The sequence below is a fragment of the Nonomuraea sp. NPDC049784 genome (genome assembly GCF_040659615.1).
Classification (GTDB): domain Bacteria; phylum Actinomycetota; class Actinomycetes; order Streptosporangiales; family Streptosporangiaceae; genus Nonomuraea.
The window spans coordinates 25,258-34,538 of record NZ_JBFAMX010000053.1 but is presented as its reverse complement, the minus strand read 5'-3'; the positions used below and the strand labels follow the sequence as shown (position 1 = coordinate 34,538).

General features: G+C 69.3%; 11 protein-coding genes. 7 read left to right on the top strand and 4 right to left on the bottom strand.

What is annotated here, in order from left to right:
- The coding region (locus tag AB0J09_RS14855) for an FGGY family carbohydrate kinase (RefSeq protein ID WP_360690084.1) at positions 1-300 on the bottom strand (300 nt) is incomplete at its 3' end.
- Positions 301-356: 56 nt separating this feature from the next.
- Complete coding sequence (locus AB0J09_RS14850) at positions 357-1,109, bottom strand: IclR family transcriptional regulator (protein ID WP_360690082.1); 753 nt, start codon at positions 1,107-1,109, stop codon at positions 357-359.
- A 158-nt stretch (positions 1,110-1,267) separates the two neighbouring features.
- Between AB0J09_RS14850 and AB0J09_RS14845 the strand changes: the two genes are divergently transcribed.
- Positions 1,268-1,900, top strand: coding sequence for a TetR/AcrR family transcriptional regulator (locus AB0J09_RS14845; protein ID WP_360690080.1), 633 nt, complete (start codon positions 1,268-1,270; stop codon positions 1,898-1,900).
- On the opposite strand, the gene AB0J09_RS14840 is transcribed toward AB0J09_RS14845, so the two are convergent.
- On the bottom strand, positions 1,897-2,397 hold the full coding sequence (locus AB0J09_RS14840) for a hypothetical protein (protein ID WP_360690078.1): 501 nt from the start codon (positions 2,395-2,397) through the stop codon (positions 1,897-1,899). The two genes, AB0J09_RS14845 and AB0J09_RS14840, sit on opposite strands and share 4 nt — an antisense overlap.
- A 111-nt stretch (positions 2,398-2,508) precedes the next feature.
- On the opposite strand from AB0J09_RS14840, the gene AB0J09_RS14835 reads away from it, so the two are divergent.
- On the top strand, positions 2,509-3,087 hold the full coding sequence (locus AB0J09_RS14835) for a YqgE/AlgH family protein (RefSeq protein WP_360690076.1): 579 nt from the start codon (positions 2,509-2,511) through the stop codon (positions 3,085-3,087).
- 21 nt (positions 3,088-3,108) lie between these two features.
- On the opposite strand, the gene AB0J09_RS14830 is transcribed toward AB0J09_RS14835, so the two are convergent.
- Positions 3,109-3,717 carry a TetR family transcriptional regulator gene (locus tag AB0J09_RS14830; protein WP_360690074.1) on the bottom strand — a complete coding sequence of 203 codons (609 nt, stop codon included), beginning with the start codon at positions 3,715-3,717 and terminating at the stop codon, positions 3,109-3,111.
- Positions 3,718-3,868: 151 nt separating this feature from the next.
- Between AB0J09_RS14830 and AB0J09_RS14825 the strand changes: the two genes are divergently transcribed.
- From AB0J09_RS14825 to AB0J09_RS14805, 5 genes are all read left to right on the top strand, one after another.
- The gene (locus AB0J09_RS14825) at positions 3,869-5,464 is read left to right on the top strand and encodes a DHA2 family efflux MFS transporter permease subunit (protein ID WP_360690072.1); all 1,596 of its coding nucleotides are present in this window, start codon (positions 3,869-3,871) and stop codon (positions 5,462-5,464) included.
- A gap of 90 nt (positions 5,465-5,554) precedes the next feature.
- Entirely contained in the window at positions 5,555-5,818 is a 264-nt protein-coding gene (locus AB0J09_RS14820; RefSeq protein ID WP_360690070.1) for a DUF3039 domain-containing protein, read from the top strand.
- A gap of 77 nt (positions 5,819-5,895) precedes the next feature.
- Entirely contained in the window at positions 5,896-6,774 is an 879-nt protein-coding gene (locus AB0J09_RS14815) for a zinc metalloprotease (RefSeq protein ID WP_360690068.1), read from the top strand.
- 25 nt (positions 6,775-6,799) lie between these two features.
- Positions 6,800-8,182 carry an MFS transporter gene (locus AB0J09_RS14810; RefSeq protein ID WP_360690066.1) on the top strand — a complete coding sequence of 461 codons (1,383 nt, stop codon included), beginning with the start codon at positions 6,800-6,802 and terminating at the stop codon, positions 8,180-8,182.
- Between the two features lie 194 nt (positions 8,183-8,376).
- Positions 8,377-9,180 (top strand): hypothetical protein, encoded by an 804-nt coding sequence (locus tag AB0J09_RS14805; RefSeq protein ID WP_360690064.1) that lies wholly within the window; start codon positions 8,377-8,379, stop codon positions 9,178-9,180.
- Positions 9,181-9,281: the final 101 nt, after the last annotated feature.

Below are 9,281 nucleotides of genomic sequence, written 5' to 3'. Positions count from 1 at the left end.
CGGGGCGCCGGGCCGGCCCGTCGCCCGCTCCCACAGCACGGTGGTCTCGCGCTGGTTGGTGATGCCGAGCGCGCCGATCTGGCCGTCCTCGATGCCGGCGCCGCTGACCGCCTCGGCGAGCACGCCCTGCACGGCCTGCCAGATCTCGCCCGCGTCGTGCTCCACCCAGCCCGGCTTCGGGAAGATCTGGCGGTGCTCGCGCTGGGCGACGGAGATGATGTTGCCGGCCTGGTCGAAGACGATGCAGCGGCTGGACGTGGTGCCCTGGTCGATGGCTGCGACGTAGTGAGGTCGAGGCACGGGGTTCCTCGCTTGGTTCAGGTTCGGCAATGCCGAACGAATGCTATTTCGTGGCCTTAGGGATGTTCAAGTGAGCGGGTGATGGCGCGGGCGGCGTCCCGTACGTACGAGACGAACTCCATGTGCAGGGCGCCGTCGGCGGCCAGCCGCTCGACGGCGCCGCGTATGCCGATGGCGCCCACCACCAGGCCGCGCGGGTCCTTGATGGGCGCGGCGATGGCCACCTCGCCCTCGGTCAGCTCCTCCATCTCGGCCGCCCAGCCGCGAGCCCTGACCAGGTCGAGCTCCTTCTCCAGCGCCGCGGGGTCGACGACCGTGTTCTTCGTGTACGGCTGGAGCGGCGGTGCGGGCGCCTCGCCGTACGGGTCGTGGGCGAGCAGGACCTTGCCGAGCGCGCTGGCGTGCGTCGGCAGGTAGGTGCCCACCTGGAGGGTCTGCAGGCTGTCGTCGGGCCGGAACACGTGGTGGATCACCAGCACGTGACCTTCGTGGAGGGTGCCGATCCAGGCGCTCTCCCTGCTGCGCCCCGCCAGGGCGTCGGCCCAGTTGATGGCGCGGGTGCGCAGCTCGTTGACGTCGAGGTAGCTGCTGCCCAGGTGGAGCAGCGTGGCGCCGAGGCGGTACTTCCCGCTGGCCTGGTCCTGCTCGACGAACCCGACGTGGACCAGCGTGCGCAGGATGCCGTGCAGTGTGCCCTTGGGCAGGCCCAGCGCCCTGGCCAGCTCGGCCACCCCGAGCCGGCGTGGTCCTGAGGCGAGCAGGCGCAGGATCGCGGCCGCCCGCTCCACAGACTGAATCGTCTCTCCCACACCCGCACCTTAGCGCAGTTGTGTTCGGTATTGCCGAACGAATCTTGGGGTGGAACCGATCACCTCATGTCCGCGTCCAGGAGGTGGGGGAAACGCGATGTTGATCCTTAATGGAATGGAAGTTCCGTTAAAATGGAACGTTGCGACAAGGAGACTAGATGGACCAACTTTCCCGTTCGGCGGGAACTGTGCGGCCCGGCGGCCGTACGGCGAGGGTGCGCGCGGCCGTTATGGAGGCCACGCAGGATGAGCTGGTCGAACACGGCTTCCATGGCCTGACCATGGACCAGGTGGCGGCCAGGGCGGGCGTCGGCAAGACCACGGTTTACCGGCGATGGGGGAGCAGGGCGGGCCTGGTCGCCGACCTCATGACCGAGCTGGCCAACCAGTCCACGCCCCATGCCGACACGGGTGGCGTGGAAGGCGACCTGCGGGCCAACGCCCTGTCCGTCCTGGGGGCGATCAACGACGGGCGCCTCGGGGCCACGTTCCAGGCGGTGATCGCCGCCGCCACCAGCGACGAGCAGGCCGCCGGCGCGCTGCGCACCTTCTACCTGCTCCGGATCGAGGAGTGGGCCAACGTCGTGGAGCTGGCCGTCAAGCGGGGCGAGCTGCCCGAGGGCACGGACGGCGGCGAGGTGATCCGGGCGATCTCGGCACCGCTCTACTACCGGCTGGTGATCACGAGGGAGCCGGTGACCCGGGAGGACGCCGAGCGGTCGGTGTCGCGCACGCTGGCCGCCGCCAGGGCCGGGGCGTTCGTCGTACGTGGGTTGGAGGGGGAGCCCTAGGGGGTCGAGCGCGGCCAGATGGAGCCATACCACCACAGGATGCCGCCCATCACGATCAGGCCGCCCGCCGTTGCCAGCTTGGCGATGAGGTCGGTGGGCGGGCCGGTGAAGGGCAGGTTGCCGCGGTGGTGACCCCAGGGGCAGTCGTTCCTGACGCGGCTGGAGTCGATGAGCGTGCCCGGCTGACGGTCGTTCAACGAGTACGCCTCGATCTCGGCCGCGCTGCCCTTCCGCACCCGGACCTGCCTGGCGATCGTCTTGCGGGCCGGGATCGAGCCGGTCGCCACGCTCTCCCCGTCGGCCTGGAGGTCGAAGCTTATGGGTTTGGAGGTCTGGTTGTGGAGCGTGACCTCCGCGCGTCCCGAGCGGCAGCCCACGTCGTCCACCGTCAGCGTGAACGGGTCGTCGCGGTCCGGCCACGCCTGCGCGCTCTTGGGAAGGAGCGGTGCGGCGCACAGCGCAACAGCGGCCAGGACGATACGCGTTCCTATGCGCATGAGCTCCCCCCGGGCATGATCTTTGCTACGTAAGGTGCCCAAGTGGGCACGAAAAGTAACATCGGCGGACTGGGGGAGCGCAGACGGCTCTGGACCCTTCATGATGGAGGTATGGCGGAAGCGATCTACGTCGGCGGTTTGTTGGTGGCGACGCCGCTTCTCGATGACCCGAACTTCCGGCGTAGTGTCGTGCTGATCCTCGAACACGACCACGACGGCGGGACTCTGGGTGTGGTGCTCAACAGGCCGAGCGACATCTCGGTGACCCAGGTTCTCCCCGTGTGGGACCCCTTGGTGACCGGGCCGCCCGTGCTCTTCGAGGGCGGGCCGGTGCAGACGGACAGCGCGCTCGCGCTGGCGGCGGTCCCCAGCGGCGAGGAGCCGCTCGGCTGGCGCAGGCTGCACGCGGGCACCCCGGCCGTCTCGCGGCTGGGCACGGTGGATCTGGACGCGCCGCCTGAGATCCTGCAGGGGGAGATCGCGCAGATGCGCATCTTCGCGGGGTACGCGGGATGGTCGTCCGGCCAGTTGGAGAGCGAGATCGCCGAAGGCGCCTGGTACGTCGTCGACTCCGAGGCCGGCGACACCTTTCATGACGATCCCCGGGCGCTCTGGCGGCACGTGCTACGGCGCCAGCGCGGCGAGCTGGCCTTCGTGGCGACCTGCCCGGACGACCCGACGATGAACTGACGACCTGGCGGTCCGGGCCCCTCAGCAGTCCCAGCCGGGCCGCAGCGAGCGTTCGGCCAGCTCGATGGTCTCCGCCATCCGCCGCGTGATCTCCGGCAGGGTCGCGTCGCGGCGCGGGCACTCGAAGCCGACGCGCATGGTGCACGAGGCGAACGCGACGATCAGGTGGGAGAGCTGGTCCTCGTCGGGGTCCACGCCCCGGCGGGCGGCGATCACCTCGACCAGGCGGCGCTCGGTCTCCGCGCCTCGGGCCACCGAAAGCCCGACCAGGCGCGGATGACTTTCCAGGAGCCGCCGCATCTTCAGGAACCTCTCCGCGTCCTCGGGCGTTGAGCTCACGACGTCGTGCAGGACCGCGCGCAGCGCGTGCGTGAGCGACGTGAACGCCGGCTCGTCCTCGGGGCGGGAGGCCAGGGTCTCGAGCAGGATCTCCTCGCCGTGGTCGTGGAACCACAGCACCAGGTGATCCTTGCTGGTGAAGTAGCGGAAGAATGTGCGAGGAGAGATCTCGACGGCCCCCGCGATCTGCTCCACCGTGGTCGACTCGTATCCTTGTTCGAGGAAGAGGTCGAGCGCGGCGTCGAGGATCGCCAGGCGCGTCTTCTCCTTCTTGCGTTCCCGAAGACCCACAGCGGCCACTCCCTCGAAACCTTTCTGTCACAGTGTGCCATAAGTCATACCGCGACGATTAAAAATCGATTGTGATAAGTCATCCTCTGACATAGATTACCTAGCGTTTACGAGATCTATGCCCCGGTGGGGGCTTACTTAGGGGGACTTCATGGCTCACGCGAAGGCGGTCGACGCGCCGTCGTCGCTCGGCCCCGCGAAAACGGGGACAGGTGGCAACCCGTGGCTCGTGCTGCTGGCGGTCAGCCTGGGCGTCATCATGGTCATGCTCGACGGCACGGTCGTGGGCATCGCCAACCCGTCCATCCAGGTTGACCTCAAGGCCTCGCTGTCCGACCTGCAGTGGGTGACCAGCGGTTACCTGCTGGCGCTGGCGGTGTTCCTGATCACCGCCGGCAAGCTGGGCGACCTGTTCGGGCACAAGCGCGTCTTCCTGATCGGTGTGGCCGGCTTCGCCCTCTCTTCGGTGGGCATCGGACTCAGCGCCGAGCTCGCCGACATCATTCCCGGCCTCAGCCCGGTCGGCGCGCTGATCGCCCTGAGGGTGCTGCAGGGCCTGTTCGGCGCAATGCTCCAGCCGGCCGCCCTGGCGCTGCTGCGTGGAGCGTTCCCCGGCGAGAAGCTCAACCAGGCGATGGGGGCCTGGGGTGCGATCATCGGCCTGTCCAGCGCCGCCGGCCCGATCGTGGGCGGCCTGCTGGTCGAGAACGCGAGCTGGGAGACGGTCTTCTTCATCAACGCCCCCGTCGGCCTCGCCGCCCTCGTCCTGGGCACCATCCTGATCAAGGACAACCGCGCGCAGACGCTGGCGAGGATCGACTGGCTCGGCGTGCTGCTGCTGTCCGGCGCGATGTTCTCGCTCGTCTGGACGATCATCAAGGCTCCCGAGTGGGGCTGGGGCGACAGCACGACGCTGACCTTCATCGCCGTGTTCGCGGTGCTGGTCGGCGCGTTCATCTTCTGGCAGAGCAGGGCCAGCCAGCCGCTGGTGCCGCTGTCGCTGTTCAGGAACGCCTCGATCTCCATCGGCACCGTGCTGATGATGATGGTCGCGTTCGCCATGTTCGGCGCGATGTTCTTCCTGGGCTTCTTCTTCCAGGGCGTGCACGGCCTGTCCCCGCTGGAGGCGGGCCTGCGCATGCTGCCGATGAGCGCCGGCATGATCTTCGCCTCGCCGCTGGCGGGCATGGCGATCGGCAGGCTGGGTCCGAAGATCACGATGGCGGCGGGCCTGGTGATCACCGCGTTCTCGATGTTCCTCATGTCCCAGCTCAGCATCGACGCGTCGTTCATCGAGAGCGGCATCCCGTTCGTGCTGCTGGCCTTCGGCATGTCGCCGGTGTTCGTGGGGGCCACGGAGATCATCGTGGGCAACGCCCCGGTTGAGCTGACCGGCGTCGCGGGTGGCGTGCAGCAGTCGGCCATGCAGGTCGGCGGCGCGCTCGGCACCGCGATCCTGGGCGCCGTGATGGCCGGCGAGATCTCCGACAAGCTGGCCGGCTACCTTGGCCCGGCTGCCCAGGCGATCCCGCCCGCGCAGATGACGGCGCTGGAGAAGGCCGCCGCGTTCGGCGCCGTGCCGCCTGGTGTGCCGCAGCAGATCGGCGACGCCGTGCACAACTCCTTCATGGACGGCATGCACGTGGCCTTCCTGGTGAGCACCGGCATCGCGCTGCTGACCGCCGTGCTGACGCTGTTCGTCAAGTCCGGCAGGAAGACCGATGGCGCGCCGGTCCACATGGGCTGACCTCGTCTTTCACGTACGGCCCTCGCCACGTGGCGGGGGCCGTACCGCTGTGTGGGGGACTAGGGCGCGTGCGGGCATAAACTCGGTGGGGTGAGCAGCACGAAGATCCTCCCAGAGCAGGAGACCACGCCGCGGACGTCGCACGGCGACGGCGATCACGAGCGGTTCGCCCACTACGCGGACAAGCACAAGATCACCGAGAGCATGGTGACGGGCACGCCCATTCGCGCCCTGTGCGGCAAGGTCTGGGTGCCCAGCCGCGACCCCAAGAAATATCCGGTCTGCCCGGAGTGCAAGGAGATCTACCAGGGTCTGCCCGCGGGTGGCGGCAAGGGCGGCGACGACAAGCAGTGAGTGTTGCTGAGCGGTAATCCCTCCACGTCGAGTTACGGTCGGTAGCCAGACCAGCTCACGTTGTAGTGGGGGATTGCATGGCCCGGCGCGTGACCGCCGTCTCGTTGGCGTGCCTCCTGGCGGCCGGGCTCACGCCGCCGCTCCGGGTCGAGGCCGCGCAGGCGGCAGTCTGCGCCGCCGCCCATGCCTTGCGGGTGCCATGGCCACGTTCGCCCAGGCCGGAAGACGTGGCCAGGGTCATGACCGAGGTGGCCAGGAGGCTGGCCGGCGTCACGCCGCCAGCCCGGATCACCGTGCCCACCTGGGTCCACGTCATCACCGGCGGCGTGCGCCCGGTCTCCGACCAGGACGTCGAGGCTCAGATCAAGGCGCTCAACTCCGCGTACGGCGGCGTCTACGGCGGCGTGGACACCGGCGTGCGCTTCAAGCTCGAGGGCGTCACGGTCGACGAGAACGCCTTGTGGTTCACCGACCCCGTGGGCTACGAGCGGCCGATGAAGGCGAAGCTGCACCGCGGCGACGCCGCCACGCTCAACCTCTACATCGCCCAGCTCAGCACGCAGATGCTGGGCTTCTCGAGCTACCCCTTCTGGTACGACGAGTCCCCCGGCCTCGACGGCGTCGTGATCGACTGGCGCAGCCTGCCCGGCGGCCCGCTCTCCAACTACAACCGCGGCTTCACCGGAGTGCACGAGATCGGGCACTGGCTCGGCCTCTTCCACACGTTCGAGAACGGCTGCGCGCTGCCCGGCGACGGCATCGCCGACACCCCGATGGAGGCCAGTCCGACCGAGGGCTGCCCGCCGGGCAAGGACACCTGCTCGAACCCGGGCACCGACCCCGCGCACAACTTCATGGACTACGCCTACGACCGCTGCATGTCGGAGTTCACGCAGGAGCAGGCCGAGCGGATGCACCAGATGTGGGCGGTGTACCGGCACGCCCCGGTGACCTAGGTTTCCGACAAATTACGATGTGTGGGTGACAGCACCGAAGGCACTCGACACTCCCCACAGACCCACGCGTATCCTCGCGCCCGAATTCCGCACCCCGACGGTCGGGATCGTCCTGACGATCACATTGGTCGCCTTCGAAGGCATGTCGGTCGCGGTCGTCATGCCGACGGTGGCGAAGGAGCTGAACGCGCTCAACCTCTACGGGATCAGCATCTCCGCCTTCCTCATCGCCAGCCTGTTCGCGAACGTGGTGGCGGGGCTCTGGTCGGACCGCCGCGGCTACCCGCTGCCGTTCCTGGCCGGGGTGGTGCTGTTCGTGGTGGGCATGGCGCTGGCCGGCGCGGCCCAGTCGGCCGAGCTGTTCCTCGTGGCGCGGGCCGTACAGGGGCTGGGGGCGGGGGCTTCCATCGTGGCGCTGCTCGTGATGATCGCTCGGGTCTATCCGGCGGGGTTGCGGCCCAAGGTGTTCGCGGCCGTCTCCGCGGCCTGGGTGGTGCCCGCCATGGTGGGGCCGGCCGTGGCCGGGTTCGTGGCCGTGCAGTGGGGATGGCGCTACGTCTTCTTCGGGATCATCCCGCTGGTCGTGCCCGCGCTGGCGATGCTCGTACCCGCGCTGCGCATGCCCTCGTCCCCGGCGGAGCCGTCGCAGGGGCCGCGGTCGAAGCCGCTGGCGATGACGCTGGCCGCCACCGCCACGGCGGGCGGAGCCGGGGTGCTGCTGCACGGAGTGGACCGGCTGCACACGGATCCCGCGCCGGGAGCCGTCGAGACGGTGGCGGGCCTCGCGTTCCTCGTCTACGGGCTGTACCGGCTGCTGCCGCCCAGAGCGCTGCGGTTCGGGCGGGGGCTGGCGACGACCGTGCTGATGCGCGGGTTCTTCTCGGCGGCCTTCTTCGGGGTGAACTCCTTCATCCCGCTGGCGCTGGAAGAGGTGAAGGGCTTCGATCCGACCTACGCGGGGATCGCGCTGACCACCGGGGCGCTGGGATGGTCCACGGGGTCGTACCTGCAGAGCAGGAAGGACGGGGAGGCGTACAAGAGGATCCGGCTGGGGGCGGGGTGCGTCACCATCTCGATCCTGATATGTCTGCTTTCCGTCCTTCCTGGGGTGACCGGGTGGATCGCGGTGCCCGCCTGGATCGTGGCCGGGTTCGGGATGGGACTCGGCATGACCACGGTCAGCGTCACCGCGTTGAAGCAGTCGCCGGTGAACGAGCAGGGGGCGAACTCGGCCGCCCTGTCGGTCACGGACATGCTCGGATCCGCGCTTTCGGTCGGGATCGGCGGTGCGCTGGTCAACCTGATCGGGCACTCGCCCTCCCAGATCGCCACCGGGTTCGTCGTGATCTCGTTTCTCATGGCCGCCATCGCGCTGAGCGCCACCGCGCTCGCCGGACGCACCCGCTGAATTCCGCCTCTCCTGTCACAGCGATAACGGTTCTCCTGATCCTCGTCCCGAGGAGTGATAGGACAGCGGGACAGGGAGGTGCCATGGAGGATGATCGCCGTGTCTGGCCGCCTCAGCCCGGTCCGAGGCATCGCCGCACTCCTCCGCGATACACGTGGGGTCCGCCTCATGAGGAGGAGCCGCGGCGCGGGCGCGTGGGCCCCCTGGAGGCCGTACCGGACCTGGAGCCAGAGCCGGAGCCCGTCCGGGACTTCGAGCAGGTACGGCGGGAGCCGCATCCGCTCGACCTGCAGCCGGTACGCGGCGAGCCCCACCCGCTGGATCCCGAACCGGACGAGCCCTGGAACCCGCGGATCCGCAGGACCGTGGAGACCGAGGAGGACCCTTGGGACTCGCTCCCCCCGTCCGCCCGGTTCCGCGGCTCCCCGGTGGATCCGGGGCGGCGCAGGCGCGTGGCAGGGCCCGCCTGGCGGCGGTGGGCAGGTGTGACGGCGGGGGTGCTCGCCGGGGTGGGGCTGGTCGCGGGGGCGAGCGCGGTCGCGCTGCGGATCGCCGCGCCACCGGTGGAGACCGGCCGGCTGAGCGACTCGCTGGCCGGGGTGACGGTGACGTTGCCGGAGGGATGGCGCCAGGGGGCGGTGGCGCCGGTGACGGGGTTCACGTCGGTGATCAGGGACGATGGCGGCGGGCTCGTCATGGCCAGGCCGGTCCCCGGGCCCGTGGAGAACGCCGAGAAGGCCACGGCGGAGGCCGCGGAGCTGTACTCCAGGCTGCTGCTCAAGGGCGACCAGGTGACCGTCGTCGAGAACAAGGAACTTCCGGGAGGCCGCACGCGCGCGATGCGGGCGGAATATCAGGATGTGGCCAACCGGCCGGCGTTCATGCGAGTGACACTGCTCACTCGGGGCGGCGACGGTGTGCTGCTCGTGGGGCTGCTCCAACCCGAGGAAACCGCTCGCAGACAGGCGCTCGACGCGGTCATGGCGAGCATCCGATAAGCCGCATAGCACGTGGAGATGACGTTGGCCAGAATCCTCGGCTCACGGCACGTCTTGTCGGTGGGCCCGATTACCCTTGGGTCACTGTGAGAAAGCGAAGC

Excerpts from the sequence above, each read along its gene's own strand:
- AB0J09_RS14845 (WP_360690080.1), top strand. The coding sequence starts at position 1,268 with ATGGACCAACTTTCCCGTTCGGCGGGAACTGTGCGGCCCGGCGGCCGT.
- AB0J09_RS14840 (WP_360690078.1), bottom strand. The coding sequence starts at position 2,397 with ATGCGCATAGGAACGCGTATCGTCCTGGCCGCTGTTGCGCTGTGCGCC.
- AB0J09_RS14835 (WP_360690076.1), top strand. The coding sequence starts at position 2,509 with ATGGCGGAAGCGATCTACGTCGGCGGTTTGTTGGTGGCGACGCCGCTT.
- AB0J09_RS14825 (WP_360690072.1), top strand. The coding sequence starts at position 3,869 with ATGGCTCACGCGAAGGCGGTCGACGCGCCGTCGTCGCTCGGCCCCGCG.
- AB0J09_RS14815 (WP_360690068.1), top strand. The coding sequence starts at position 5,896 with ATGGCCCGGCGCGTGACCGCCGTCTCGTTGGCGTGCCTCCTGGCGGCC.